We start from the raw sequence: 26,319 nt of genomic DNA, 5'->3' as shown, positions 1-26,319 counted from the left end.
GTTCCGCACGGGCAGCCGTTCCTTGTGTGCTCCGCGCTGGGGGCGTCCCCGGCGCGGTTCCCTTCGGATGGCCCCTCCCGTCAGGCGGGCCTCCCACGGCACGGGGCCGTTTCCCTTGCGGGGCGGCTAGTCCCTGATGACCCTCCCGGGCCGTGCGCCCGTGAGCGCGGCGTCCTCCACCACGAACACGCCGTTGACGAGTACGTGCGCGATCCCGGCGGGATGCACGCGGGGATCGTCATAGCTGTTTTTGTCGATGACGGTATCCGGGTCAAAGACCACCAGATCCGCGTCGTAGCCCTCGGCGATGACGCCCTTGTTCCGCAGCCTGATCTTGCGGGCGGGGAGCGAGGTCATCTTGCGGACGGCCTCCTCAAGGGAAAGGACGCCCTGCTCACGCACATAGCGGCCGAGGATGCGGGGGTAGGTGGCGTAGGCGCGCGGGTGGGGCCTTCCGCTCATGAGCCCGTCGGTGATGAAGCTCACGGCCGGGTGGCGCATGATCGCGGTGATGTCCGCCTCGTCGAGCCCGAACGAGATCATGCCCACGGCGAGCTGCTCTTCCACCAGCAGGTCGAAGGCGGCGTCGGCGGGGTCGGCATGTCCCCGTTCGGCGGCGATCTGCGAGATGCTCTTGCCCACGCAGGGCTGGTTGGCTTCGCTGACCACCGAAGAGACGAAGATCTTTTCCCAGCCCACGGACTGCGAGAAGTTTTCCCAGTCCATGCGCGTGTCGAGGTCATGCTTGATGGCGCCGCGTTCCTCGCGCAGGGCCCGCAGCAGGCCGTCCACGCCCCGGCTGTGGTACCACGGCGGGATGACCACATGCAGGAACGTGCTCCCCGCCGTGTAGGGGTACTGGGCCATCGTGACGTCGATCCCGGCGGCGCGGGCCTCGTCGATGCGGCGGATGAGCGCGGCGGAACGGCCCCAGTTCTTTTTCCCGCGGATCTTGAAGTGGGTGATCATGGCGGGGATGCCGGAGCGTTCGCTGATGGCGATCACCTCCTCCACGGATTCGGCGATGGCGTCGGCCTCGTTGCGCATGTGCACGTCGTAGATGCCGCCGTGCGCCGCCGCGGCCTTGGCTACGGCCACGGTTTCCTCAAGGCTCTGGTAGCGGCTCGGAGGGTAGATCAGCCCGGCGGAGATGCCGCGCGCGCCCTCGTCCATGCACCGGGCGACCAGATCCCGCATGGCCCGGATTTCGTGGTCTTCCGCGGGCCTGTCGGCCATGCCCATGACGCTCAGGCGCACCGTGCCCAGCCCCACGTACGAGGAGACGTTGAGCGGCGGCTTCGCGGCCTGCAGGCAGTCGAGGTATTCCGCGAAGCTGTTCCACGTCCACGGCACGTCGAGCGTCCCGGCGAGGCCGGAAAGGTGTTTCTTCCAGTCGGCCTTGTCGCCGTCCTTGATCGGCGCGAGGGACATGCCGTCCAGCCCGAGGTTTTCGGTGGTCACGCCCTGCATGATCTTGCAGTCCATGCCCTCCCCGGCGAGGAGCGGCAATTCCGAATGGCTGTGCCCGTCCACGAAGCCGGGGCAGAGCGCCTTGCCGTCCACATCCGCCACGCGGCGGGCGCGGGCCGTGGAGCCGGGGGGCAGCACGGCGGCGACGGTGCCGCCTTCCACGCCCACATCACCGTAGAACCACGGGTTGCCCGTGCCGTCGATGACCTTTGCATTGCGGAACAGAATATCAAACATGGGAATGTTCCCTCACATGCCGCGGAATCCCCGCGGCGTCTTTAGGGCAGGTGGCCTTTGCAAGGGCATACGCCTCAAAGCCGGGCTCCGGTAGGAAGCGCCGTCTTCACCAGACCCCACGCCGGTTCACGGCACGCCGCACCCGCGTGCGGCGAAAGCCGTTTCAAGATGGGATGGCCCTAGAACGTGTGGTTCAGCCCGGCATCGAATGCCCGGACATTGAGATCCCGCACTTTGGGCGCGACCCGGTCGGCGATGACGGAGCGCCAGACGTCGGCGTCGCCCCCGACGAGCTGGGCCAGCCCGCCCATCATGACGCTGTTGAACACGCGGGCGTTGCCCATCTCCACGGCGAGCGGCGTGGCCGGGATTTCCCGCAGGCCCGCGCAGCGTTCGCGGATGGCGGCGCGGATGCCGTCCTCGTCGGGATAGTCGGCCTGCCCGGAGCTTACCGATACGGGGTCGATGCGCCAGTCGTTGGCGAGCACGACCGTATCCTTATTCGTATAGACGAGCCGCCGCAGGCCCTCCAGCCATTCGAAGCTCAGGTAATAGTCGGCGGTGCCCCGGTCGATCATGGGCGCGCGGACGTTTTCGCCCCAGATGATGTGGCTGACCACGGAGCCGCCGCGCACGGCGAGGCCGAGGATGTCGGATTTCTTGGCGTCGTGGCCGAGCCGGAGCCCTACTTCGGCGAGGATGTCGCTGGCGAGGATGGTTCCCTGCCCGCCGACCCCGGTGATGAGGAAACGGATGGTCTTTTTCATGGGGATGCGCTCCTTAGGCTTGTTCGGGGCCGGAGATGGCGTGGACGGGACAGATCTGGGCGCAGATGCCGCAGCCGACGCAGGTCACGGGTTCGATGCGGGCCTTGCGCTTCCCGGTCTTGGGGTGCTTTTCGTCGGACAGCACCACGGAGGGGCAGCCGCTCTGGATGCACTTGCCGCAGGCGATGCACTTGTCGGCATCCACCACGCGGGCGGGCTTGGGGCTGCGGGAGACGAACACGCAGTCCCCGCGCGTGATGAGCACGGAAACCCCGTCGTAGGCGGTGCACTCTTCAAGCGCCTTCCGGACGGCGGCGAGATCGAAGGCATCCGCGGTGAGCACCTTTTCCACGCCGCAGGCGCGGCACAGCCCGGCGATGTCCACAGGCGCCACGGTGCCGAGGGACAGGGTCGCCTCGATGCCGGGGTTGTCCTGATGCCCGGTCATGGCGGTGGTGCGGTTGTCCATGATGATGACCGTGCCCTTGCCCTTGTTGTGGACCATGTTCAGTAGCGGCGCGACGCCCGCATGGAAGAAGGTGCCGTCGCCGATGGTGCACACGGCGGGCTCGGGCAGCCCGGAAAGGCCCATGCCGTGCAGCACGCCCACGCTCGCGCCCATGGCCCCCATGGTGTGCTGGGCATTGAAGGGCGGCAGGGTGCCGAGGTTGTAGCAGCCGATGTCGCCCGCCACCGGCACCTTCATCTGGGAAAGGTTGTAGAACGTGGAGCGGTGCGGGCAGCCGGAGCACAGCAGCGGGCTGCGGCTGGGGAGGGATTCGGACGTGTCGCTGAACGCGGGGGCCGTATCTTTAAGGATGCCCGCCTTGCGGCAGCTTTCGGCGATGTCCTCCGGCAGCAGTTCGCCGCAGATGGAGAAAATGTCCTTGCCGCGCGCGGGGATGCCCATAGCCCTGACCTGCTCCTCGATGAAGGGGTCAAGCTCCTCGACCACGATGACGTTGCGCACGCCGTCCGCGAACTCCCGGATCAGCTTCTTCGGCAGGGGGTAGCACATGCCGAGCTTGAGGATGGAGGCTTCGGGGAAGACCTGCTTCACGTATTCGTAGATGATGCCCCCGGCGATGAAGCCGTATTCGCGGTCGCCCCATTCGATGCGGTTGCCGGGCCACGTGTTGCTCCATTCCTCGATGTCCAGCAGGCGCTGTTCAAGGATGTAGTGCCGCTTGCGCGCCCACGTGCACATGGAGTTGTACTTCTCGATGTTGCGGGGGAAGGGGCCGACCTCGCGCCCGTAGGAGCCGGGGGTGCCGAGCTCCACCACGGACTTGGAATGTGAGGTGCGCATGGTCGTGCGGATGACCACGGGCGTGTCGAAGCGTTCGCTCATGTCCACGGCTTCGATCATGAAATCCTTGCATTCCTGGCTGTCGCAGGGTTCCAGCATGGGGAACTTGCCGAGCTTGGCGTAGTGGCGGTTGTCCTGCTCGTTCTGGGAGCTGAACAGGCCCGGATCGTCGGCGGTGACGACCACGAGCGCGGCCTCCGCGCCGGTGTAGGCGGTATAGAACAGCGAATCGGACATGACGTTCATGCCCACCTGCTTGGTGGTCACGAGCGCGCGGCGCCCGGAATAGGCCGCGCCCGCGGCGGCGTCCATCGCCACCTTCTCGTTTACCGACCATTCTGAGTATATTTCTTTGTACTTGCTGACGTTTTCAAGGATTTCCGAGCTGGGTGTCCCCGGATAGCCGCAGGCGATCTCTATGCGCGCTTCCAGCGCGCCCCGTGCGAGGGCCTCGTTGCCGGACAGAAGTTTCTTCATCGGCTTTTCTCCATCAAGATTAGTCGGTTTCCCCGCAATGCCGTGCCGGAGCCACCTGCATCACGATGTCCACAATGCGTACGCCTTCCCCTTCCGGCAGCACCATGACCGGGTTCAGGTCGAGCGAAACGAGCCTGTCGCCCAGCGCGCAGCACATGGCTGCCACCCGGACGAGCACATCGGAGAGGGCTTCCACGTCGGACGCGGCGCGCCCTCGGAAGCCGGTAAGCAACTTGGCGGCCTTGAGCCTGCCGATCATGGCGCGGGCGCCTTCGGGTGAGAGCGGGGCCAGCTCAAGCGAAACGTCGCGCAGCAGCTCCACGAACACGCCGCCGAGCCCCACCATGACCGCCGATCCGAACCCGCCGTCACGGTTCACGCCGACAATGGTTTCCACCACGTCGCCGGATTTGCCGCCCGCGCTCCGCACCATGCCTTGCACGAGCATCCCCTCGCGCCGCGCGTCCGCGTGGTGCAGGGCAAGGATGCCTTCAAGCTCGCGCCATGCCGCCGCGAATTCCGCGCCGGTGCGGAGGTTGAGCTTGACGAGGCCGGTCTCGGTCTTGTGCGCGATGTCGGGGGAGGCGGCTTTCAGGGCGACGGGATAGCCGATGCGCCCGGCTGCCGCCATGCCTTCCTCAAGCGAAACCGCAAGCTCCTCGTGATCTATGGCGATCCCGAAATGGCGCAGCAGGCGGGCGGAAAGCGCGTAGGGCAATACGCCCGAACTGGCGTCGAGTTCCGAAGCCAGTTCGGGGGGGAGTATGGAAGGAGTGGGGGAATCCTTCCGGGGGTAGGGAGATGCCGTTTTCGCCGCGCGCGCGGCGCACCAGTCTATCCAGCGCCGGATGGCGGGGATGCCCGCGCCGCTGCCCTGCACCACGGGGACGTTGCCTTGTGCGAGGATATCGCCGATGGCCGGATCGATGCCGCCGGAGATATTGGAAACGACGATGACCGGCTTGCCGGAGGCGGCGCGCACGGCGACGGCGGCGCGGGCCACGTCCGAGAACTGCTCCACCTGTTCGGGGGCCATGTTGCCGGGGATGTCCTGCGAGACGATGAGCGTTTCCACATCCTCCTCGGCGGCGAGGATGCCGAGGCTGGCGGGGTAGGCCTCGCGCAGATCGCCGCTGCCCCACGCGTCGAGGGGGTTGGCGATGGGGGCGTAGGGCGGGAGCACCTTGCGGAGCCGTTCCTTCCCGGCCTCGGAAACGGGCGGGAAGACGAGGCCGCTGTCCGCGCACACGTCCGCCAACATGCCCATTTCGCCGCCGGAAACCGTGGCCATCCCCACCTTCGGCGAACCGGCGGAAAGGCCGCGCAGCCCGCTGAACAGGACGGCGGTTTCGAGCAGGTCGTCGAGGGTGTTGACCCGCATGACGTTGGCACGGCGGAAAAAGGCGTCGAGTATCCGGTCGCTTCCCGCGATGGCCCCGGTATGGGTGGCCGCCACGCGGCAGGCGAGTTCCGAGCGCCCGACCTTGAGCGCGATGACGGGCTTGCCCTTTTCCGCGGCGCGGGAGCACGCGGCGGCGAAGGCTTCCGGGTCGCGGATGGTTTCGATGAAGAGGGCGATCACATGCGTGGCGTCGTCGTCGACCAGATAGTCCATGTAGTCGGCGAGCCCGAGGGCCGCTTCGTTGCCGGAGGAAATGAGGCGGGAGAACCCGGCCATGCGGTTGGCGTTGCCGAGCGCCAGCAGCACCGCGCCGCTCTGGGCGATGACGCCGATGTCGCCGGGGCGGAACGCCTGCGGGAGCGGGGCGCTGTACATGCAGGTCTTGTCGGTGATGTTGGCATAGCCCACGCAGTTGGGGCCGCAGAACAGCAGGCCGGACTCATGGCAGAAATCGTGGATGCGCCGCTGCATGGCCCGGCCTTCCCCGCCCGTTTCGGCAAATCCGCTGGCAAAACCCCAGACCCCCTTGACGCCTGCGGCGTGCGCCTCCTCAAGCATGGGCAGCAGCGAACGGCTGCCCAGCAGCACGGCGGCGCAGTCCGCCGGGGCGGGGAGATCGCGCAGGGACGCGTAGCAGGGGTACCCAAAGATTTCCTTATACTTTGGGTTGATGGGATACACCGTACCCGTATAGCCGAGGCGCTGCATGTTCCTGAGGACGATGGAACCCGCCCCGCCGTTGGGGGATGCGCCGATCACCGCGATGGAGCGTGGCGTGAACAAGGGATCCAGTTTCCAAGGGGATTTTTTCACGGGAGACTCCTTTGTCCGGCGGTCAGGGGAGTGCCTTGCGGCGTTCTGGTTTGGGACACCGGCTGTTTTTTTGTTGTTCACTATATGAACTAAAATTCATAATGCGAAAATATGAGGTTCGCCAAAAGAAGTCAAGCGGCAGGGCCGAAAAAGGGGAGCCTTGCCGAAAGATTTTTGCTTTTTCCTTATCATATGCAGTTCAAAGCGTTTTTTGCTCGGAAGGCGGGATGTGGGCAGGCTGCCTGCTACCGCCGCGCTTGGCGTGTGGGGAAAGGCGGCCCGGCCTTCCAGCAGGATAGGCACCGTTGGCGGGAAAGCCGGTGCGGGCAGGAAGGCGGGGGAGGCGCCGCGGCGCAATGAGGATACGCGCGGATGGGCCGGTTTCTGTGGAAAGGTCCTTTGTCACGTATCCACGCATGGATAGGATCAGGTTGCGTTCGGCGTCGTGGGCGTCGTTGCCTTCACCCGCATCACCGTGGGGATAGGCGCAAGGGGAGGCCCGTTGGCGCATGGCCCGCCGGGCTGGTCATGGTGCCCGCCGGGCTTGCTTCTTTCGAAACATCCAATCCGGAAGCAGGGCGGCAGGAGGCAGGCGGGACGGAAAAGCGCTTGCGGGGGGATTGAAGAAAAAAGCTGTAAACTGTAATATTATTAAATAGATATGATCTTATATTTCCAACTTGATAATGTGTTCCGCGCGTTCCCCGCCTGCCAGGGCTGTATGGGGATCGTTTCTTTGCCGGTTTTCTTCCGTTCGCCCGTGTGGGCGTATCAATGGGCGGCGTTGAGGAGCGCCCCGCAAAAGGTTTCCGGGCTTCCAGTAAAGCGATGGAGGAGGCGAGGCGGTACAGGCAATCCCTTTTGGGTTTTCCCTATGCCCATGAAGGCTTGGGGAACCGGCACACCGCAGCCGCCAGCCGCAAACAGGCCGCTTGCCAGGGCGATACATGCCGGATGGCATCCGTCCCCGTTGGGGGGGCGCGCCGCCGTACGGTACCCTCTGAAAACCCGTATGAAATTTTGTATGGCAATAAATTGGCTATGGTCAGGTGGCGGAAAATGTCCGCCATGCTTCGTTGTGTTTTTCCATTGAAATTTTCGTGATGGATACGGTGCCGCCCCTCTTGACATCACGTGAGGAACCAGTTTAGTTTTATATTACAAAATGAATTTCATATAGTGAACTAAAAAACGCCACGGCAAACACCAGCAAGCGGGCCTTCCCATTGCCTCGGGAAGCGGCCCGCACAAGGAACGGGGAAACGCGAAAGCGCCTCCATATGCGGTTGATGCAAGCCGGAAACCCTGGGGTTTCCCGGTGCGAGAGAACCCTCAACAGAGGAGTCACAGTATGAACCGGTTACATGTTCTTGTCTTGTTGGCTGCAATGGCCTGTACGGGGCTCGTGATGGGGACGGTGAAGGCCGAAGCCGCCGATTCCGGCAAGGAACTGCGTGCCGCGGTCAACGCCACGGCCCCGCCTTTCGCCTTCATGGAAAACGGGAAACTGGTGGGATTCGAGGTGGATCTGCACGCGGAAGTGGCCAAGCGCATGGGCAAACAGCTTGTGATGACGAACATTCCTTTCGCCGGGCTCGCCCCGGGGCTCCAGGCCAAGAAGTGGGATGCCGCCGGGAATACGTGGATCAACAAGGAACGCCTTGTCATGATGGACTTTTCCGATCCGTGGGTTGACGCTCAGCTCGCCTTCGTGACCCGGAAGAACGACGCCATCACCAGCCCGGAACAGCTCAAGGGCAAGAGCGTGGGCGCCGAGGCGGGCACCGCCGAACAGCGCTGGCTTGACGCCAACCAGGAAAAGTACGGCCCGTACACCATCCGCACCTACGACCGCTCCATCGACATCCTCATGGATCTCATGAACAAGCGGCTCGACGCCTACCTGCGCGAACAGACCCGCGCCCTCTATCAGATCAAGAATTACCCCATGCTCGGCGTGGCCTTCCCCGTGGGCGACGTGTTCGTTCAGGGCGTGGCCTTCCGCAAGGGCGATCCCCTGCGCGACGAATACAACACGATCCTCAACAGCATGAAGCGGGACGGGACGCTCGCCGCCCTGTACGAAAAGTGGCTCGGCACGAAGCCCGGCCCCGATTCTTCCACTGTGCACGTGTACACGACCCCCTGGCAGCCGAAATAACCTTTTTGGGGCGGCGTTCCAGCGCCGCCCTTCCCGGCGGAGGACGCAATGCAGGCAGAGAACACACACTCGCGGCAGAAGCGGCAACGGCTCTGGTATCAGCGTGACGGATTCCTGTGGGGGCTGGTGGTCGCCCTCATCGCGGCCGCGTGGGGCCTTCTCCCACCGGCGGGAACCTCGCTCGGCATCGGCGGCTGGCTTGGCATGGGCCTGTATATGCTGCTCGCGGCCGTCCCCATGATTGTGACCACAATGGACAAAAGGCGCCCGCAACTGGCGGGGACGGCTGCCGCGCTCGGCTTCCTCGGTTTGCTCGGGCTGGTGTTTTACCGGTATTCCGGGGCACAGTGGGATATGCTCGGCATGATGTTCTTCAACAGGGAACTCATCGTCGAAACGTGGCCCATCCTGCTCGGCGGGCTTGAGAATACGCTGCTGATCTTCATCTGTTCGGCCGTGCTGTCCGTGACCATCGCGCCGATCATCGCGATCATCCGCACCCTGAACAACCCGATCTTCAACTGTGCCATCGACGCGTTCGTGGATGTGTTCCGCTCGCTGCCCATCCTCGTGCTGGTCATCTTCATCTACTATGCGCTGCCGTTCCTTGAAATCCACAGCACGCCCTTTGCGGCGGGCGTGTGCGGGCTTTTCCTCAGCGCGCTGGCCTTCATGATCGAATACTTCCGGGCCGGGATCGAATCCGTGAGCCGGGGGCATGTGGAGGCGGCCCGTTCCCTCGGGCTCGGCGTGATCCAGACCATGCGCTTCGTCATCCTGCCGCTTGCGATCCGCGTGGTGCTGCCGCCGCTCACGGGGCACCTGGTGGGGCTGCTCAAGGCCACGGCCTTCGTCTCCGTGGTGGGTATGCCCGAACTGCTCAAGCGGGCCATGGAAATCGTGGAATGGAAGGCCAACCCGACCCCCCTCGTCACCATCACCATCATGTATCTGATACTGCTTCTGCCGCTCATGTACGGAAGCACGTTGCTCGAAAGGAGACTCGCGAGATGGACAACACCGCATCGTGCATGATCGAAGTCTGCGACCTGCATAAGCATTATAAGGATGTTCATGTCCTGCGCGGCATCAGCACCACCGTCGCCAAGGGTGAGGTCTGCGCGGTCATCGGCCCCTCGGGATCGGGCAAGAGCACGTTCCTGCGATGTCTGAACAGGCTGGAGGAAGCCAGCTCCGGCGAGATTTTCATCAACGCCCAGGAGATCACCGACCCCCACCTGAACCTCAACAAGATGCGCGAGAACATCGGCATGGTGTTTCAGGGGTTCAACCTGTTCCCGCACATGACCGCCATCCAGAACATCATGCTGGCCCCGGTCAACGTGCGCGGCCTCTCCCATAAGGAGGCCGAAGCGTACGGCATGGAGCTGCTCTCCAGAGTCGGGCTCGCCGACAAGCACGCCTCCTACCCCGACATGCTTTCGGGCGGGCAGCAGCAGCGCGTGGCCATCGCCCGCGCGCTCGCCATGCGCCCCGAAGTCATGCTCTTCGACGAGCCTACCAGCGCCCTTGACCCGGAAATGATCGGGGAAGTCCTTGAAGTCATGATTGATCTGGCGAAGCAGGGCATGACGATGGTGGTGGTGAGCCATGAAATGTCCTTTATCCGCGAAGTGGCGGATAAGGTGCTCGTGCTGGCCGACGGCGTGATCATCGAGGAAGGATCGCCGCAAGAGGTCTTCACCAACCCCCGGCACGAACGCTGCAGAAGTTTTCTCAGCAAGATCCTGTGAGGCCTGCCATGTCCAGAGATCCGCATCCGGCAGAGGCCGGAGGGGTTCCGCGTCCGCGCCGCCGCGCACGTGTCGCCGGCCCCTGGTACCATTCGCCGAAAGCCGCCCTGTCCGGGCTTGCCGTCCTGATCGCGTGGGGGCTCCTCCTGCCCGGCGCGACGCCCGTGGGCGGCGGCATGAGCACGCTGGGGAGCCTTTCGCTGTTCGGCTATGCCCTCTTTTCCATCGTCGGCGGCATCGTCTTCCTGTCCAACAGGAACCTGGGGCGGGTGCTTTCCTCCTGCGCCGCCGTGGGGCTCCTCCTGCTCTGGGGCTGGCTCTTCGTCCGTTATTCCGGCGCGGACTGGTCGCGGCTGGCCTACGTGTTCTTCAATTTCGAGATCCTCGGCGAAAGCGGGATGAAGGCACTGGCGGGCGGGTTCATGACCACGCTTGAGGTGGGGATCATCGCCACGCTGTGCGCCTTCTGGCTCGGCGTTTTCCTGACCCTCGTGCGCTTCTTCGAGAACAAGGTCATGACCGGGTTCGTCAAGGTGTACGTGGATGTGTTCCGTGCCCTGCCCACCATCGTGCTGGTGTCCCTTATCCACTACGGCGCGCCGTTCATCGGCATCTACCTGCCGCTGATGGTATCCGGCATCCTGACCCTCACCCTGAACCACAGCGCGTTTTTCAGCGAAATCCTGCGTTCGGGCGTCAGCGCCGTGGGGCATGGGCAGCTTGAGGCGGCGCGCTCCCTCGGGCTCGGCACCTTCAAGACCTTCCGGCTCATCGTTTTCCCGCAGGCCTTCAAGACCGCCATGCCGCCGCTGACCGGGCAGTTCGTGGCGCTGCTCAAGGAAACCGTCATCTGTTCCGTGGTCGGCATCCCGGAACTGCTGCGCGAGGCGCTTGTGGTGCAGTCGTGGACGGCCAACCCGACGCCGCTGATCATCGCCACCATCGGCTACCTGCTCCTGCTGGTGCCGCTGACCCGGCTCTCCCGCTACCTTGAGGTACGCATGTCCACCGTCCGCCAGGCCTGTTGACGGGGGCAGCGGGATTTCGTGAAAGGCGGCAGCCGCCGCGCAACAGGCAATACTGTGTGAACACAAGGAGTATACATGCAAGCATCCATTCAATCCCGGCTCGCCGGAGCCATGCGGGAGCAGGGTATGCGGAGCCTCCTGCTGGCCGATCCCGAAAATTTCGGGTACGTGGCCGGCCCCATGCTCCCCTATGTCAAACAGACCCCGGACAGGGCTGTCCTCGCCCTGTTCGAGCCCGGAACGGACGAGGCGGCCTGCACCTGCTGGCTGTATCCCGATCTGGCCCAGCCCGCCGAAGCGCAGCTTGCCAAGGAACCCTCCGCCGTCTGCGTGGCCGTGGCGGAAGATGCCGTGGGCGCGGATTGCCTTATCCGCCGCCTCAAGGAAAGCCGCCCCGATCTGGACGGCGTGGTCGGCGTTGATTTCAGCCAGACCGCCGCTTCCGTATTCGACGCCCTGCGCGCGGCCTTCCCCGGCTGTTCGTTCAAGGATGCGGGCCCCATGCTGCGCGGCCTGCGCCTTGTGAAGCTCCCCGAGGAAATCGACCGGATCGAAATGGCCTGCCGCCAGGTGGATACCGGCATCATCGGCGCGATCAACCACATGGAGGGCGCGCATTCGGGCAGCGCCTACCGCAAGGGCTTTTACACCGTGCCCGAATTCATCGAGCGGGTACGCATCCACGCCTATGAGGGCGGCACAAGCATGAGCGGCAACATGGCGGCGGTGGCTGGGGAAGCCATCGGCGCCAACTATATGCCGCAGCGCGGTTTCCTTCCCTCGGAAGGGCTCTGCCGGATCGAATATGCCTGCTGCCACGGCGGGTACTGGGGCGTCACCGCGCGCATGATCCACATAGGCGAGGACATGGACCCGCGCGTCCGCAGCGCCTGCGCCGACAACCTGAGCCTCAAAATGCTGGCGCTCGACATGCTCCGCCCCGGCGTTGCCTGTTCGGATATCCACGGCGCGGTGGTGAAGGAAGCCGCAAAGCGGGGCATCCCGCTTTCCAGCGCTTCCGGCATAGGCCACGGCGTCGGGCGCGGGGAGATCGAAGGGCCGTACCTCGCCGCCGACGATCCGACCGTGCTCTGCGAGAACATGGTCATCGCCCTTGATGTGGCGACACTGGGCCCGGAAGGGGAACTCCTCCGCTCCATCGACATCTATGCCGTGGAAAAGGATGGGCCGCGCCTCCTGAGCTGGCATCGGAACTGGGACATGCCCTACATGATCACAGGGTTCCGCAGCGCCCACTAAGGGAGCACGCGCCCGTGGAAGATCGAACCGCCATCCCCGCCCTCCCCGCAACAGGGAAAGGCACCGCTACACGACCGCCCGGCCGGGCGGGAATGGCCGGCTTCCGGCTTTTGATGCCGGGAAACGGCAAGCCATTGCCGACAGAGCCAAGGAGAAGAACTTGAATACGACCGTACTTGAAAAGATCCAGTCGGAACTGGAGCGCTCGGGCTGCGATGCGTTCCTTTTGTCCGGCGGGGACAACATGCGTTACGCGGCGCAGGTGCACCTCCCGTTCACGGACGAGCATCCTGGCCTCGCATTCGTCCTGTTCGCCAAAGGCAGGCTCCCCCTCGTCCTGAGCCCGTCCCTCTGGGCCAGAAGCTGGGAACGGGGCATCATTTCGGATGTCCGCGCCTATCCGGGAAGCCTTGATGCCACGCACGCCGCTGCGGAACTGGCGGCTTTCCTCCGCCCGCTGGGGCTGGCCTCCATAGGGCTGGACATGAACCGCGCCAGCGTGGCCCTGCGCGATGCCCTGGGCGAATGGGCGCTCACGGACATTTCCGCCGCGATCAGCGCCATACGCCAGATCAAGAGCGCGGAGGAGGCGGCTTTCCTTGAGGATCTCGCCTACCGCGCCGACCATGCCATCCTGGGAGCCGCCCATCACAGCCTCGCCTGTGACGCCCGTGCGGAAAAGGGGCAGGCGGAGCTCATCCGTATGCACGCCCTTGAACGGGGCTTTGAGGCCGTCGGCTACAACGGGATTTCCCAGTCCGCCACCGGAGCCCATGCCAAAGACTATTGGGCCGAGTCGCCCAAGTTCGGCATCGGGCAGGGCAAGAAGACGGCCCGCGACGAAATGAACCGCCTTGACCTTCAGGCGTCGCTGAACGGCTATTGGGCGTTCGGCTCGCGGCTCATGACGATGGGCTGGCCCCTGCCGGAACAGACGAAAGCGTATGAAGGGCTTGTCGCCATGCGCAAGGCCGCCCTCGCCGCCGTGCGGCCCGGCGCGACCTGCGCGGATCTCTACGCCGCCATGCTGGACGCGGCGGAGCGGGCGGGCGTCACCCCCGTCACCGGCGTCCACTGGGGGCACGGCATCGGCGTCGCCTCGCAGGAGGCCCCGTGGATCGCACCGGGCGATGCCACCGTGCTCAAGGAAGGCATGGTGCTGGTGCTGAACCCGCATGTGCAGGGCCCCGGCGGAACCATCCTGTACTCCCGCGACACGGTGCTGTTGGATTTCAACGGCTGCAAGATCCTCGGCTGGTACAAGGACTGGCGCGAGCCGTACGTCGCGTCCGACTCCTATTACAGCGGCGGCGGTTGATATGGGCACGGTTACGCGTATCGGGCGCGGCCCCGCAGGGCTCCCGTTCTCGCGCATGACCCTCAAGGACGGCCGGTTCTTCCTGTCCGGGCAGGTGGCCCAGAACCCCGAAACGGGGCGCATCGACCACCCCGGCTGCTATGAGCAGTCCCTCACCGTGCTCGGGAATATCCGCGGGATCCTTGCCGAAGCCGGGTTTGCCCCGGAACAGGTGGCGAAGATGACCGTCTTCCTCACGGACATGGGCCAGAAGGATGCGTTCGACCGGGCGTTCGAGCGGGTTTTCCGCCGCGTTCCGGAGGAAGGGGATGCCCCCGGCTCCCCTGAAGGTCCCGGTACCGGGGAAGGCGGCGCGGGGCTGTCCTGCGCCCCGGCCTGCACATGCGTCGGCGTGGCCGCGCTTCCGAACCCCGCCGCCGTGGTTGAAGTGGAACTTGAAGGTTTTGCCGGATGACGGCCGTTCGTGGCAGCTCCCCCCGCCTGAATGCATCCGGCTTCCCGCCCGCAGCGGTTTTTTGGGAACCGCTGCGGGCGGGCCTCCTGATCTCCAATGCGCCTCTTTCCGACGTCTGTGGAGGGCCTTTTTCCGCACCTCCCTTGTGAGGGGAAGGTTGCCCGCAGAGGCTGCCTCCGGGCGCGATGCTCCGTGGGCCGGGTTTCCGCCCGTGCCCCGTATGAAGGCTGTCCCCGCGCGGCGCTTCCCATCCAAGCCAACCTGACGTGCGGCGCCGTTCCGGCCGCCGCGTGCGTCCCTCCTCCATCAAAAGCCGTAACAGGCTGCCTCTGAAGGATATGTTATGCCCAATTGCACCTTTCACATCGTGGATGCGTTTACTGCGGTGCCATTTACCGGCAACCCCTGCGCCGTGGTGACGGACGCCGACGGCATCGAGCCCGCCGACATGCTGCGCATCGCGCGCGAGACCAACGCCCCGGAAACGGCGTTCGTGTTGGCCTCCGACAAGGCGGACGTGCGTGTCCGCTATTTCATGCCGCGCGGGGAAATCCCCTTTGCGGGGCATCCCACCATTGCCACGGGGCACCTTTTGCGGGAACTGGGCGTGCTCAAGCCGGGCACCGCGCGGTTCGAGTTCGCCATCGGCGTGCTGCCCGTGGACATCCGCCCCGACAGGGTGATCATGACCCAGCCCCCCGCCGTCCCGGACACGTGCGCCGACGCCGGGACAACGGCCCAAGCGCTCGGGCTTCAGGCTTCCGATCTCCGGGAAGGGCTTCCGTGCCAGCTCATGCGGGGGGGCGTCAGCTTCCTGATGGTTCCCGTCCGGGAGCTTGCGGCGCTCCGGCGGATCAACATGGACAGGCCCGCCCTCAAAGCTGTTTTGGCGCCCCTCGGCGTGTCGGCGGCGTACGTGTTCGCCCCCGAAGGCGTGGAGCCTGAAACGGATGTGCACGCCCGGCTCATCGATCCGGACAACGCCGGGGAAGATCCTTTCACCGGATCGGCCGCCGGGTGCATGGCTTCCTACATGCACGCGCACGGGCTGTGTTCCGGGACGCGCATCCGGCTTGAGCAGGGCCATATCCTCGACCGCCCGGGAACCGGGGAACTGGAACTGATCCTTGCTTCCGATAGCGGGAAGCTCGATGCCGTGCGCCTCGGCGGAACGGCGGTGAGCTCGGCCAGCGGCACGCTCCGCTGGTAAAGGCACGAAGCCAACGGCGCCATCCGAAAGGCACGATAACGCATCAGGGGAGCTTCCTTCAGGAAAGCTCCCCTTCATTATGCCTGCCCGCGGGGAGGCCATCCAAGCCCTTCTTTTTCGTGCCCGCCTCCCACGACCAAAGCTGTTTTAAGGGCATCAGCCTTTGCGCCATGCGCCGATCAGCCTTTCAAAAGGCCCCATGAGGCTGGCGAAGCGGGTTTCGGCGTCCGCGCCGAAGGAACCGGGGCGGAGGCTGGCGAGGATGAGGATGGCGTGCAGGCCCTGCTCCGTATAGAACGGTTTGGCGAAATAGGAGCGGATGCCGTGTGGGGCGAACAGCACCCAGTCGATGGACTTGATGCTGTCCAGCGTATCCTCCACGGTGAGCGAGCGCAGGCCGAAGCGTTCGATGTCCTGTGCGATGGTGCCTTCGTAGGCGTGTTCCGCCCCCCAGCGCAGCTCGCGGAAGGCGGGGCCCGCGCCGTACACGACGACCTGCCCCTTGTGGGACTGGATGTCGGAAAAAAGGAGGCCGTCCAGCTCTCCGGCGTAGGGGGCGAAAAGGCTTTCCAGCCCCTCGCGGAGCGGGCGGGGCGCGGTTTGGGCGTCTTCCTCGGAAGGCGGACAGGCCGCGCTTTTCCGGTTTTCGGGGATGTTCAGGAGCGCCACGCGCACGACCCGCCCTTCCCCCGCGCCGCCGCAGGGGGTGAGGCGTACCTTGGCGCTGAACAGGCCGCGCTGGGCGTTGCTGAACGTGAGCGTGCCCGCCCACGCGTCGTTGGCAAGGGCTTTGTTCCCGGCTTCAAGCAGCTTTTCGGCAAGCCCGCCGGGGGCGATATCGGCGAGGCCCAGGGTGTTGGGATCGCGGGATGCCGCCGCGAACAGGCTGCGGGCCGCGTCGTTGATGATCAGCAGCCCGCGCGTGGGGATGTCGAGCGCGAAGACGGGATAGCCGATGCCGCCGATGTCCATCTGGCAGGTCCCGGGCCGCCCGTCCGCCGAATACGCCGCCGGGAGGAAGGCTTCCTTGAGGAACCCGTAATAGAGCGTGTCGTTTTCGCCGGGCCAGCCTTGCAGGATGTACGTCCCGTTGCCGTTCGTCAGCCGGAAGGTGACGGCGGCGGGGCGGCGGGCGGTGAGCATGTCCCAGAATTCCATGAGCAGGGCGTGATCCTCGCGCCGTACGGCTTTTTTCCGGTAACGGGCGTCCTTGAGCAGGCGCGGCACGTCGAGGCCGGGGATGCTCCAGCAGTTGAAGACCTTGAGGCGGGAATGGGGGATGTCGATGCTCCAGATCAGGCCGGGAAATCCGGCGATCCACGGGGAAAACTGCTGCATGCGAAGCTCCGGTGTTTGGGGCATTGTGATGGATTTCGAAAGAAAGGCAAGAGCTGGCCGAGGGGGGATCGGGGCGCCGGGCTTCCCGGGGAGCTGCCGGAGGGGAAGGAAGAGGTGGGAGGCCGGATAGTATTGGTTCATCCAATTGGGCGCATACCCGGCAAAAAGGCCTGTTAGAGCCCGAAAAGGAGGCCTTCCGGTAGGCAAAAGGGGCCGCATGGCCGTCTTTTTTGGTTTCCAGCGGCTATCTGGTCCAACCACTTTTACCGTTGAAGGCATGTAAAAACAATGCGTTGTATGCATGTAGCGCAATTTTGAAAAAAGAGTTGATCGGATTTGCCGGGGGCCCGTATGCTGAAGGCATGAGAATCATTCCATAGCCGTTCCCACAACAGCGGGCAAGGACTGCATGGACAAGCAGGAATGCATAGAACGACAGCTGGAAAGCGCTCTCTTGGAAGGCCGCTGGGGGGTGTTTGAGCGCCTCCCGTCCGAACGCGGCCTCGCCGAGGCTTTCGGCGTGAACCGGGCCACGGTGCGCGCGGCGCTGCGGGCGCTGGCGGGCCGGGGCATCCTTGAAACGCGGCGCGGCAGCGGGACCGTGGTCCGGGCCCTGCCGGGCGATGCGCGCCATGCCGCCGGGACGTTCGCGGATTATCTCGCCGCGTTCCGCATCCTCATGCCGCCTCTGGTGGCCGCGTCCCTGCCCGCCGTGTCCCCGTCCGTGATTCTCGAACTGGAGCGTTTGCTCCCCTCCGCCGGAGCCTCGCTCCGCAACGGAGACATGAAGACCTTTATCCAAGCGCAGATCCGCTTTTTTTCCATATTGATCCGAGTATTGGGCAATCCGCGCCTCGAGGACGCGGCCAGCCGCGTCCTGCCTGACGGTCTGGCGCTGGCGCGGCTGCTGCAGGAGTGCACGCTGCCCCAGTGCGAGAACGTGTTCGCGCAGCTGGCACGGCTGTTGAGCGCCCTGCGCCACGCCGACGCCGGGGCCGCAGCCAAGGCCGTGGAGGGGTATGCCACCATCCTGCTGGCCTTGCAGGAGGCGCGATGAGCCGTATGAGCCGCCGTGCCTTTCTCGGGTTCCGGTTCTCCGAGGAGGATGCCGGGACGCGGGACGTGCCGGGAGGGGTTCCCCCGGAAACGCCCCTGCCCCCGGAATTCAGCCCGGCGATGCTGCGGGCCGAGGCCGAGCGGCTCGGGCTGGACCCGGATCGGATAGGAGCCGGGGAACTTGCCTCGGCGGTTATGCGCGCCATGTATGCCCGCGCTCCGGAAGGGGCAGGGCGGACCGGATAAGGGAGCTCCGCAAGGGCGGGGCGCAAGTCATGCATCCGAGGAGGATAACGATGTCAGGACAGCAACAGATTCCCTATCTTGAGGAGCGCAAGCTCATCAAGCGATGGAGCGGCCCGTGGCCCATGTTGGCGAACATGGCGTTCACCCTGCTGATTTTCGCCGTGACGTGGTGGGTGTTTCAGGACCCGCGCGGGATCATGCGTTTCTACACGCCGTATGTCGGCTACAACTATTGCCGCTGGTGGCTGATCATCCTGATCTGGATGGCCTACATTTTCGACTTCTGGCCGTTCCGGCGCGACTGGGTACGCAGCGCCCACCCGCTCCAGAAGGGGCTCGTGCTGGCGCTGGTGTCCGTAGGCATCATGATCGCCATGATCCACGGCTTCTTCGAGGGCGTGCTCGGCAACCTCGCCTTCGCCTATTTCAACCCGGCGCAGCTCCAGAAGCTCGGCCTCACCGACTTCTACTCGACGGAATACGCGGCGCAGGCCTGCATGATGTTCGCGGTCATCGCCTCGTGGATCAGCCCGGCGTGGCTCGTGGCGCTCGAGGGCCAGCCGTGGGCGGGGCTTTCCCAGCCCGTGCGCGGGTTCAGCATCTGGCTCGGCACGTTCTGCCTCAGCCTGCTCATCTATTTCATGACCATGCACAACCACATGGGCATCCTGTATTACCCGTGGCAGTACTTCACCGCCATCTGCCCGCCGTATTGGGAGCATTTCGCGGAAACCGTGTCCGCCAACTTCCACGTGGCGTGGATCATGTGCTGCACCGTGGTGGTGTGGTTCATGGAAGGCATCTGGGAGCGCTTCCCGTTCACCATGATCAAGACCCCGTGGCTGCGCCGTCTGGCCCTGTTCTTCGGGATCATCGCCATCTCGTGGGCGCTGTGCATGTTCTTCTGGTACATGCAGGAACTCGTGTGGGGCGACGCCATCCGCGGACACCGCCGCGACGCGGCCCCCGACTGGCGCTGGCTGCATGTGGGCGAGACGGCTATCTTCTTCCTCGTCCCGGCCCTGTTCCTCCAGTTCTACTGCGGCAACTGCCCCAACCGCTTCAGCACGCCGATCAACGTGCTCGTCCGTTCCCTGCTGGTGACGCTCGGCGGCATCGCGATCTACTGCCTCTACTACAAGTACGCCCATTTCGTGCTCGGCACCCAGAAGGGCTTCTCGCACCCGCAGCAGTTCCCCATGATCCCCATGATCTGGCTGATCAACATCTGGCTGATCAACTGGTGGTTCATGGACGGCTGGCCGGGCTGGCGGCGCGAATTCAAGACCGCCGAAGACTTCGCCGCCGAGGAGCGCCATCTGGCCGCCAACGCCGCTTGGAACCCCGCCATGCTGCCCGGCGTGATCATCGGCCTCGTCGTGGGCGTGATCGCCTACTTCGCCATCGTGGCCCTGCTGCCTCTGGCGAGCGCAACTTTCACTCTGGTTCAATAGGAGGGACGATATGGACAGACGCGAATTCATGAAGGGCGCCGCGCTCGGCGTGGGCGCGGGCGTGCTCGGCTCCATGGGTCTGTACTCGTATTCGCCGCTCCGCAGGGCCTTCCTTCCCGAAGTGAAGCGCGGCACGGCGGACATCGGGGTGTGCAAGTCGGTCAAGGTCACCAACATCTCCGAGACGAGCTGGTTCGACAACGGCATCTTTATGAACGACGTGACCGGCGCGGGCGGGCTGCTCGTGGACCAGTACACCTTCAACTGGGCGCCCTTCGGCAACGGCAAGGGCGTGGGCAAGGGGACGTTCGAGGAGGGCCTCAAGCGGATCAAGCACCTCCTGCCGCACAAGATCGACGAGGCGTGGGCCATCGCCAAGGAAAACTGCGTCCATGCCGACAACGCGGGCGGCTACTCCTGCCTCGTCGAGATCGAGAGCATGGAAGGCGAGACAACCCGTTACCTGTTCGATACCGGGTGGAATTACGACTGGATGGACACGTGCTTCAAGCGCGAGGGCATCGACGTCATGCTTGCCGACAACAAGATCGACGCCTTCATCCAGACCCATGAGCACATGGACCACTACTGGGGCTTCCCCGTGGTCACCAAGTACAATCCCAACATCCACGTCTACACGCCCAACACCTTCTACCCGGCGGGCAAGGAATACCTGAAGGCCTGCGGGCATGTGGGCAAGTGGACGGAAGTGCCGAAGGGCCTGCACACGCTCCAGCCCGGCGTGGCGCTCTATCAGTTCGACTGCCCGATCATCTTCAAGGTGTTCGGCGAAATGTCGCTGTACTGCAACGTCAAGGACGTGGGCTTGGTGAGCATCACCGGCTGCTGCCATCAGGGGATCATCCTCTTCGCGGACACGGCCTACAAGGAGCTTGCCTACGAGAAGGATCAGTTCTACGGCCTGTACGGCGGGCTGCATATCTCGCCCTTCGACGACTGGGACCCGAAGTACGACGACCTCGTCATCGGGCTCAAGAAGTGGAACCTCCAGCAGGTCGGCTGCAACCACTGCACGGGCCTCATCACCGCCCAGAAGTTCGTGGACGCGGGCTATCCGGTGGTGAAGGGCACGGCCCGGTTCCGCTCCAAGACCACCAACTACCTCGGCAACGGCGACGTCATCAAGTTCCCCGCCTAAGATGAGAAGGTATTGGGGAAGGGAGGGAAAACGCCTCTGAAGAAAGGGCCGCGCTTTTCCCTCCCTTCCCCAAACCTGCCGGCGCGGAGCCCGTCCCTCCATTTCTCAAGTTTTTTTGTGTATCGGCTCCCTGTTCGCGTGCGTTTTACTTGCTGAAATGGTGTTCTCGTTCCGTTTTCCCATTCGGTTTGTGTCTGGTTGCTGCCTGTTTCATCCGCCGCTTTTGGCGTGGATCGCCTTTGAAAGAATGCCGTTTCAAAAAGGAACGGCTTAGCCCATGACGGGGCGGGGCCGTGTCCCACGGGACGGGATCCGTCCCGTCCCCGGAGCCCGCGATGCGACTTGAAACACTCCTTCCCCGGCCCCTCGACCCCTGCGGCGGGTCCGAGTGCGCCACGCTCATGGGGGCACTCATCGCCGCCATCCATCTGGATCGCCGCCGCGCCCGCGCGCTGGGCTGGCGGGGGGTGCGCCCCTCCGGTTCGCTGCTGCCCGCATGGACCTGCCGCGTGGCCGGGAGCGGGCTCGTGTTCGGGCTGGTCTTCTTGGGCGAGGACGCGGACGGAGGCGCACTGCGCGGCACGTTCGCGGCCTACGCCTTCCCGCTCCCTGACGATCCCCTTCTTGAGGTTTTTCCGCTGGAAGCCCTGCGCCTTGCCGTGGACCCCGGCTACGGCGACCGCATCCGGGCGCTTTCGGAGCACGCCGAAACGCTCTCCCCATTCCGGATCGGCACGGTTTCGCTGCGGGCCGCCGTCGACGGCTCCGGGCTGTCCCTGACCCTGTCCGCCCCGGCCCGCCTGCGCATGGCGGCGCTGGACGGCGTGGCGGCTTTTTCCGGCGGGCAGCGCTGGCTCGTGGAGCCGGGCGGCTGGGAAACGGACGTGCCCGCCTTCCGGCTGCTCCTGCGCCCGTTCGCGGCCTTGTCGGCCACGGCCGAAAGCCTGCTTGGGGACCCCGCCCGCGTATCGCTGGACGGCGAGGCGGCCCCGATCCCCGGTTTCGACGCCGCCGGGAACATCCGGCACATCCCCGGCGGGACAGGGCGGGAACTCCGGCTCACGGCGGCGTTCGGCAGCGCCGGAGCCCAAGGGCGTCCCCTCGCCCGTCTGCCCCTGCGCCACAAGCCGCTTGAGGAGGAATCCGGCCTGCCCGTGCTGCACATCCTCACCGGCTTTCTCGGCTCGGGCAAAACCACATTCCTGCGGCAATGGCTGGATTTCCTGCACGGGCGTGAGCGCTATACGGGCGTCATCCAAAATGAATTCGGAGAAATCGGGCTTGACGCGGCGCTTCTGCGCGGCGAAACCCAGGTGGAGGCGCTTGATGAGGGGTGCGTGTGCTGTTCGCTGGCGGACAGCCTGCGTCCGGGGCTGCTGCGGCTCATCGGGGACATGCCCGCCGAGCAGTTCATATTGGAAACTACGGGGCTGGCGAACCCCGCCAACGTCATGGAAGCGCTGTCCGAGCTGCGCGACATCGTGCAGCCCGGCCTTGTGATCACGGTGGCGGACGCCCTTGATCTGTGCCGTTCGGAAGGGGACATTGCGGGCATCCGCCGGGCGCAGGCGGCACGGGCGGACGTGATCATCCTGAACAAGGCCGACACCGTGGAGCCCGCCGCGCTAGAGGCGTTGGCGGAACGGCTGCGGGCGCTGAACCGTCAGGCGCTGATCCTGCCCGCGCGCCACGGGGCCGTCGCCTTCGCGGAACTGGACGCCTTCTATGCGGACTGGGCGGATCGCCGGGGCACGCCGCTGCCGTCGCATCGGCCAGCCCTGCCGCGTTTCGGCGAAACCGTGACCCACGCCGATGAGGGGTTTGTCTCGGCTGCGCTCCGCCTGTCCGCCCCGCTGGACGAGGCCGCGCTCCTGGCGTTGCTGGACGGCGCCGGGCCGGGGCTGTGCCGGGCCAAGGGCGTCGTGGATCTGCGGCTGGACGGCGGCGTGACGGTGCCCGCGACGGTGCAGTACGCCGCCGGGCGGCTGGGCTTCGAGCCCGCCCCGGAAGGCGAGGAGCGCTATCTGGTGTTCATCGGCACGGATATTTCCCTGCCGGAAGCGCCGTCTTCGTAAAGGAGGAGCTTGTGGGGCTGATCGAACTGGGCGGCTGGATGATGTGGCCGCTGTTGGCCGTCTCGGTGGCGGCGCTGGCGATTGTCGTCGAGCGGACGCTGGTGTTCATGGGATGTCCGTTCCCGGACTCCCGTTTTCCCGGCCTCGTGCTGGAGGCGATGCGCACGGGCGACGTGCGGCCTCTGGCGGCCCGGCTGGAGGCCGTCCCCTCCCTGCGGGACTTCGCGGCGCTCCTGGGCTCGCCCCTTCCGAACCGTGAAGCCGCCTTGCGCCTCGCCGGGGAGACGGTGCTGGAACGGCTGGAAGCGCGGCTTTCCCTGCTGTCCGTGCTGGCGCGGCTGGCCCCGCTCATGGGGCTGCTCGGGACCATCCTCGGGATGATCACGACCTTCTCGCGCATCGCCGAGGCCCGCTCGGGCGTGGACATGTCCCTGCTCGCCGGGGGGATCTGGCAGGCCCTGCTGACCACGGCGGCGGGGCTGTGCATCGCCATTCCCGCGCTGTTTTTCCTGTCCTGCTTTCAAGGCAAGGTGCGCCGCGTGGCCGACGCCCTGAACAAGGCCGGAAACGCGGCTCTGCTGGCCGACGGCGGACCGGGCATCACCGTTCGGGCCGGGGCGGAACCGCTTCAGCCCGGAGACATTCCCCGTGGGGGCGGCACGGCGGAAGGGGCCTCTTGCCCGGAATCGCCGGAACCTCGCGGCAGCGCTCCGGAGGGCCGGGAAGCCCCGCAATGCCGGGATAACGCCGGGGAAGGGCTGCCGGACGGAGGGCGATCATGCTGAACCTGCGGCCCAAGGCGGCGCGGGACGACGAGCCGGCTCTCACGCCGCTCATCGATATGGTCTTCATCCTTTTGATTTTCTTCATCCTCGCCGCGTCGTTCGCGGTGCGGGGCATCGACCTCGACCTGCCTCCGGCGCACAGCGGGCAGGCGCTTTCCGGGCGCGTGGTGGAAATCCGGCTGCTCAGGGACGGCTCGTTCCTGTGCGAGGGCATACCCGTGGCCCGCGCCGACATCCGCGCGAAGCTGCAAAGCCTCGTGCGGGACTTCCGGGCGCGCCCCGGACAGCTTGTGCTCAAGGCCGCGCCCGACGCGCCGGTGGAGGCGCTGGTCTTCATTGTGGACGAGGTGCGGATGCAGGGCGGGGAAAAGCTGCTCATCGCCACGGCCCAGCCCGACGAGGCGGGCCGCCCATGACGGAAAAGGAATGCCTCGCCGCCGGGATCGCCGTGTCCCTGTTCGCGCATTTCGCGCTGCTGATCGCCCCGAGGCCGCCCGAGCCCGAGCCGTCCTTCACCACCGTTGTCCAGATGGACATGGCGTCCCCGGCAGTGGCAACGAGCCGGGAGAAGGGCATCGGCATAGCCGCCGCCAGCCCGCGCGACATGGACAAGGCCGATGCCGCCGACCGCAAGCGGCAGGCCTTCCTGCGCTACCTCGACGACATCGACGAGGCCGTGCACGCCCGGCGTCTGGACGGCGGCGAAACCGGGCTCATCGGCGTTGCCGAATATATGTTCACCGTCCGGCCCGACGGGACGTTCACCGATCCCGTGCTCCGCGCATCCTCAGGCTCGCCGCAGCTCGACGCCTCGGCGCGCCGGGCCGTCCTCGCCGCCAGCGGCAAAGTGCGCCGCCCCGCCATCATCGGAACGGAACCCATCCCCGTCATTCTGCACGTCAAATACCAATACGGCCTCCGCTGATCGCGCCACCGCCCGGCAATCCAGCGGGATCGCACGGAGAGGGCAGGGTGGGGTTGACGGTGTAATGCCGTTTTCAGGCGCGCTCCAGCGCGGTTGCTTCTCTCTCTCTCTCTCTCTCTCTCTCTCTCTCTCTCTCTCTCTTCATTTCTTCGTCATCATCTTTTTCGCTTTCTTCATGCCCCACTGGATGCCCCCGTTGGGCATTGGAGGGCTTCGTGGGATCTTGAAAATATATTGCTATTTCTAAGATAGAGTAATTATACGATATTTTATAAAGATTACGGTTCGGATCGCTGCGTTTTTTCGTCATGCGGGAGCCGAGGCCCTTGACATGATTATAACGGGACAGTACTGTCCAATCATCATATTTTGGCATTGAGTTCCATGATGTGGAACTTGAGGGGCCGAATCTTCCTTCCTCAAAGCCTTCCGCCCGGCGTCCCCGGCCCTTTCGGAGACGGGATCGCAAGCCCCCTTTATGGCGGGCACTGGGGCGTTCCAACGCATATTCATTTTTTGGAACATAATTCCAAAATAGGTTCATCCTGTGGCTGTTCACCACTTCAACCAGCAAGGAGAGCGAAATGAAACTTGGAAAGGCGTTCAGGAACATTGCCGTATTGGGAGCGTTGGCAGCACTTCTAGGGGGATTCCCGGCGCAGGCCGCCGAGTATCCCACGAAGGAAATCCGTATCATCCAGCCGTATCCTTCCGGCGGCTTCAACGATGTCGTCACCCGCAAGATGGCGGAAGTCATCGCACAGGATCAATTGCTTTCCAAAGATATTCTGGCTGTAGCCATCACCGGGGCCAATACCCGCAACGCGCTGCAGACCGTTCTGGACGCCGCGCCGGACGGCTACACCCTGCTCATGCACCATACCGCGCTCGTGGCGACCAAGGTTTCCGGACAGTTGCCCATCGGCTACACGGATTTTGAAATGTTCGGCGGCCTGTGTGCCGGGCCCATCGCCATCGACGTGATGAAGGACTCCCCGTGGAAGAACGTGCAGGAGATGATCGCCGACGTGAAGGCGCATCCCGGCAAGTATACGATTGCCCTGCCGGGCACGGGCGGCACGGCGCACATCGCCACGCTGCACTTCCTGAAGCTGGCCGGCATCCCGGTCAATGCCTTCCGGTATCTCCCCCTCAGCGGCGGGGCCGAAACCATGAAGGCTCTGCTCGGCAAGAAGGTCGACATCCGCTGCGCAACGGCCGCCGACTCCATGCGGGCCTGTCTCGGCGGCGACGTACGCGCGCTGGTCGTTTTGACCCACTTGAGCCTGCCCGCCTTCAAGGGCGTCCCCACGCTCAAGGACATGGGCCTTCCCGATTCCCTCCATATCCGTATGGGCCTGTTCGCCCCCAAGGGAACCCCGCAGGACGTGAAGGACAAGTGGACGGCCATCCTCAAGACCGTGACAGAGGATGAAGGTTTTAAGGCCTTCATGGACGAGCGCGGTTCCCCGGCCCAGTTCTCGACGCCCGCGGAATGGGCGAAGATCTACGAAAGCGACACGCGGCTTGTGACCGACATCCTCAATGCCCAGCAATAGCCGGGGCGTCCGGGGCGGACCCCGCCCCGGACCGTTTCCCGCCGTGCACAAGGAACCATACG

Annotated in this window: 23 protein-coding genes; 17 read left to right on the top strand and 6 right to left on the bottom strand. The window is 65.1% G+C overall.

Translation table 11 applies throughout. From position 1 onward, the window contains the following. Positions 1-126 precede the first annotated feature (126 nt). The 4 genes from T370_RS0107825 to T370_RS0107810 form a co-directional block, all read right to left on the bottom strand. Entirely contained in the window at positions 127-1,707 is a 1,581-nt protein-coding gene (locus T370_RS0107825; protein WP_005029972.1) for an N-acyl-D-amino-acid deacylase family protein, read from the bottom strand. 179 nt (positions 1,708-1,886) lie between these two features. Beyond that, entirely contained in the window at positions 1,887-2,474 is a 588-nt protein-coding gene (locus T370_RS0107820) for an indolepyruvate oxidoreductase subunit beta (protein WP_005029970.1), read from the bottom strand. Positions 2,475-2,487: 13 nt separating this feature from the next. Then, the gene (locus T370_RS0107815; RefSeq protein ID WP_029435371.1) at positions 2,488-4,260 is read right to left on the bottom strand and encodes a thiamine pyrophosphate-dependent enzyme; all 1,773 of its coding nucleotides are present in this window, start codon (positions 4,258-4,260) and stop codon (positions 2,488-2,490) included. A 19-nt stretch (positions 4,261-4,279) separates the two neighbouring features. Further along, positions 4,280-6,475, bottom strand: a complete 2,196-nt coding sequence (locus T370_RS0107810) for an acetate--CoA ligase family protein (protein ID WP_016361088.1) — start codon at positions 6,473-6,475, stop codon at positions 4,280-4,282. Positions 6,476-7,826: 1,351 nt separating this feature from the next. On the opposite strand from T370_RS0107810, the gene T370_RS0107795 reads away from it, so the two are divergent. From T370_RS0107795 to T370_RS0107760, 8 genes are all read left to right on the top strand, one after another. After that, on the top strand, positions 7,827-8,636 hold the full coding sequence (locus T370_RS0107795; RefSeq protein WP_029435369.1) for a substrate-binding periplasmic protein: 810 nt from the start codon (positions 7,827-7,829) through the stop codon (positions 8,634-8,636). Positions 8,637-8,684: 48 nt separating this feature from the next. Further along, complete coding sequence (locus T370_RS0107790; RefSeq protein ID WP_005029961.1) at positions 8,685-9,671, top strand: amino acid ABC transporter permease; 987 nt, start codon at positions 8,685-8,687, stop codon at positions 9,669-9,671. Then, positions 9,647-10,390 (top strand): amino acid ABC transporter ATP-binding protein, encoded by a 744-nt coding sequence (locus T370_RS0107785; protein ID WP_009369024.1) that lies wholly within the window; start codon positions 9,647-9,649, stop codon positions 10,388-10,390. Before T370_RS0107790 ends, T370_RS0107785 begins: the two co-directional genes overlap by 25 nt. An 8-nt stretch (positions 10,391-10,398) precedes the next feature. Next, entirely contained in the window at positions 10,399-11,418 is a 1,020-nt protein-coding gene (locus T370_RS0107780; RefSeq protein WP_029435368.1) for an amino acid ABC transporter permease, read from the top strand. A 75-nt stretch (positions 11,419-11,493) separates the two neighbouring features. After that, a complete protein-coding gene (locus tag T370_RS0107775) occupies positions 11,494-12,678 on the top strand; it encodes a M24 family metallopeptidase (RefSeq protein WP_029435367.1) in 1,185 nt (394 codons plus the stop codon). 160 nt (positions 12,679-12,838) lie between these two features. Beyond that, positions 12,839-13,996: a M24 family metallopeptidase gene (locus T370_RS0107770; RefSeq protein ID WP_029435366.1), complete on the top strand. Its 1,158-nt coding sequence runs from the start codon at positions 12,839-12,841 to the stop codon at positions 13,994-13,996. Between the two features lies 1 nt (position 13,997). Beyond that, complete coding sequence (locus tag T370_RS0107765) at positions 13,998-14,450, top strand: RidA family protein (protein ID WP_029435365.1); 453 nt, start codon at positions 13,998-14,000, stop codon at positions 14,448-14,450. 343 nt (positions 14,451-14,793) lie between these two features. After that, positions 14,794-15,660 carry a PhzF family phenazine biosynthesis protein gene (locus T370_RS0107760; RefSeq protein WP_005029948.1) on the top strand — a complete coding sequence of 289 codons (867 nt, stop codon included), beginning with the start codon at positions 14,794-14,796 and terminating at the stop codon, positions 15,658-15,660. A gap of 156 nt (positions 15,661-15,816) precedes the next feature. Here T370_RS0107760 and T370_RS0107755 read toward each other — a convergent pair whose 3' ends face one another. Then, positions 15,817-16,998, bottom strand: coding sequence for a hypothetical protein (locus T370_RS0107755; protein WP_029435364.1), 1,182 nt, complete (start codon positions 16,996-16,998; stop codon positions 15,817-15,819). A 409-nt stretch (positions 16,999-17,407) separates the two neighbouring features. Here T370_RS0107755 and T370_RS0107750 point away from each other — a divergent pair, with 409 nt between their 5' ends. The 8 genes from T370_RS0107750 (at position 17,408) to T370_RS0107715 (ending at position 24,698) form a co-directional block, all read left to right on the top strand. Further along, positions 17,408-18,055, top strand: coding sequence for a FadR/GntR family transcriptional regulator (locus tag T370_RS0107750; RefSeq protein ID WP_005029945.1), 648 nt, complete (start codon positions 17,408-17,410; stop codon positions 18,053-18,055). Next, entirely contained in the window at positions 18,052-18,300 is a 249-nt protein-coding gene (locus T370_RS0107745) for a hypothetical protein (RefSeq protein WP_009369015.1), read from the top strand. The genes T370_RS0107750 and T370_RS0107745 overlap by 4 nt, the downstream gene beginning before the upstream one ends. A 50-nt stretch (positions 18,301-18,350) precedes the next feature. Next, positions 18,351-19,754, top strand: coding sequence for a hypothetical protein (locus tag T370_RS0107740; RefSeq protein WP_029435363.1), 1,404 nt, complete (start codon positions 18,351-18,353; stop codon positions 19,752-19,754). Between the two features lie 10 nt (positions 19,755-19,764). Beyond that, positions 19,765-20,913, top strand: coding sequence for an MBL fold metallo-hydrolase (locus T370_RS0107735; RefSeq protein ID WP_005029938.1), 1,149 nt, complete (start codon positions 19,765-19,767; stop codon positions 20,911-20,913). A 335-nt stretch (positions 20,914-21,248) separates the two neighbouring features. Next, the gene (locus tag T370_RS0107730) at positions 21,249-22,988 is read left to right on the top strand and encodes a CobW family GTP-binding protein (protein ID WP_029435362.1); all 1,740 of its coding nucleotides are present in this window, start codon (positions 21,249-21,251) and stop codon (positions 22,986-22,988) included. A gap of 11 nt (positions 22,989-22,999) precedes the next feature. Next, positions 23,000-23,773: a MotA/TolQ/ExbB proton channel family protein gene (locus tag T370_RS0107725; RefSeq protein WP_029435361.1), complete on the top strand. Its 774-nt coding sequence runs from the start codon at positions 23,000-23,002 to the stop codon at positions 23,771-23,773. Next, positions 23,767-24,189: an ExbD/TolR family protein gene (locus T370_RS0107720; protein ID WP_029435360.1), complete on the top strand. Its 423-nt coding sequence runs from the start codon at positions 23,767-23,769 to the stop codon at positions 24,187-24,189. The genes T370_RS0107725 and T370_RS0107720 overlap by 7 nt, the downstream gene beginning before the upstream one ends. Then, positions 24,186-24,698 (top strand): energy transducer TonB, encoded by a 513-nt coding sequence (locus T370_RS0107715; protein WP_009369010.1) that lies wholly within the window; start codon positions 24,186-24,188, stop codon positions 24,696-24,698. The genes T370_RS0107720 and T370_RS0107715 overlap by 4 nt, the downstream gene beginning before the upstream one ends. A gap of 73 nt (positions 24,699-24,771) precedes the next feature. Here T370_RS0107715 and T370_RS0107710 read toward each other — a convergent pair whose 3' ends face one another. Beyond that, positions 24,772-25,074 carry a hypothetical protein gene (locus T370_RS0107710; protein ID WP_029435359.1) on the bottom strand — a complete coding sequence of 101 codons (303 nt, stop codon included), beginning with the start codon at positions 25,072-25,074 and terminating at the stop codon, positions 24,772-24,774. Positions 25,075-25,282: 208 nt separating this feature from the next. Between T370_RS0107710 and T370_RS0107705 the strand changes: the two genes are divergently transcribed. Beyond that, positions 25,283-26,257, top strand: a complete 975-nt coding sequence (locus tag T370_RS0107705; RefSeq protein ID WP_029435358.1) for a tripartite tricarboxylate transporter substrate binding protein — start codon at positions 25,283-25,285, stop codon at positions 26,255-26,257. Positions 26,258-26,319 lie beyond the last annotated feature (62 nt).

The organism is Bilophila wadsworthia ATCC 49260, from assembly GCF_000701705.1.
Classification (GTDB): domain Bacteria; phylum Desulfobacterota; class Desulfovibrionia; order Desulfovibrionales; family Desulfovibrionaceae; genus Bilophila; species Bilophila wadsworthia.
The sequence above is the reverse complement of the archived record's forward strand: the minus strand, read 5'-3'. Positions and strand labels throughout refer to the sequence as shown.

What these genes read in the sequence shown, in the direction of transcription:
- T370_RS0107820 (WP_005029970.1), bottom strand. Translation starts at nt 2,474, where the DNA reads ATGAAAAAGACCATCCGTTTCCTCATCACCGGGGTCGGCGGGCAGGGA.
- T370_RS0107750 (WP_005029945.1), top strand. Translation starts at nt 17,408, where the DNA reads ATGGACAAGCAGGAATGCATAGAACGACAGCTGGAAAGCGCTCTCTTG.
- T370_RS0107740 (WP_029435363.1), top strand. Translation starts at nt 18,351, where the DNA reads ATGTCAGGACAGCAACAGATTCCCTATCTTGAGGAGCGCAAGCTCATC.
- T370_RS0107780 (WP_029435368.1), top strand. Translation starts at nt 10,399, where the DNA reads ATGTCCAGAGATCCGCATCCGGCAGAGGCCGGAGGGGTTCCGCGTCCG.
- T370_RS0107815 (WP_029435371.1), bottom strand. Translation starts at nt 4,260, where the DNA reads ATGAAGAAACTTCTGTCCGGCAACGAGGCCCTCGCACGGGGCGCGCTG.
- T370_RS0107760 (WP_005029948.1), top strand. Translation starts at nt 14,794, where the DNA reads ATGCCCAATTGCACCTTTCACATCGTGGATGCGTTTACTGCGGTGCCA.
- T370_RS0107745 (WP_009369015.1), top strand. Translation starts at nt 18,052, where the DNA reads ATGAGCCGTATGAGCCGCCGTGCCTTTCTCGGGTTCCGGTTCTCCGAG.
- T370_RS0107730 (WP_029435362.1), top strand. Translation starts at nt 21,249, where the DNA reads ATGCGACTTGAAACACTCCTTCCCCGGCCCCTCGACCCCTGCGGCGGG.
- T370_RS0107715 (WP_009369010.1), top strand. Translation starts at nt 24,186, where the DNA reads ATGACGGAAAAGGAATGCCTCGCCGCCGGGATCGCCGTGTCCCTGTTC.
- T370_RS0107720 (WP_029435360.1), top strand. Translation starts at nt 23,767, where the DNA reads ATGCTGAACCTGCGGCCCAAGGCGGCGCGGGACGACGAGCCGGCTCTC.
- T370_RS0107710 (WP_029435359.1), bottom strand. Translation starts at nt 25,074, where the DNA reads ATGCCAAAATATGATGATTGGACAGTACTGTCCCGTTATAATCATGTC.
- T370_RS0107785 (WP_009369024.1), top strand. Translation starts at nt 9,647, where the DNA reads ATGGACAACACCGCATCGTGCATGATCGAAGTCTGCGACCTGCATAAG.
- T370_RS0107735 (WP_005029938.1), top strand. Translation starts at nt 19,765, where the DNA reads ATGGACAGACGCGAATTCATGAAGGGCGCCGCGCTCGGCGTGGGCGCG.
- T370_RS0107795 (WP_029435369.1), top strand. Translation starts at nt 7,827, where the DNA reads ATGAACCGGTTACATGTTCTTGTCTTGTTGGCTGCAATGGCCTGTACG.
- T370_RS0107775 (WP_029435367.1), top strand. Translation starts at nt 11,494, where the DNA reads ATGCAAGCATCCATTCAATCCCGGCTCGCCGGAGCCATGCGGGAGCAG.
- T370_RS0107705 (WP_029435358.1), top strand. Translation starts at nt 25,283, where the DNA reads ATGAAACTTGGAAAGGCGTTCAGGAACATTGCCGTATTGGGAGCGTTG.
- T370_RS0107825 (WP_005029972.1), bottom strand. Translation starts at nt 1,707, where the DNA reads ATGTTTGATATTCTGTTCCGCAATGCAAAGGTCATCGACGGCACGGGC.
- T370_RS0107765 (WP_029435365.1), top strand. Translation starts at nt 13,998, where the DNA reads ATGGGCACGGTTACGCGTATCGGGCGCGGCCCCGCAGGGCTCCCGTTC.
- T370_RS0107755 (WP_029435364.1), bottom strand. Translation starts at nt 16,998, where the DNA reads ATGCAGCAGTTTTCCCCGTGGATCGCCGGATTTCCCGGCCTGATCTGG.
- T370_RS0107790 (WP_005029961.1), top strand. Translation starts at nt 8,685, where the DNA reads ATGCAGGCAGAGAACACACACTCGCGGCAGAAGCGGCAACGGCTCTGG.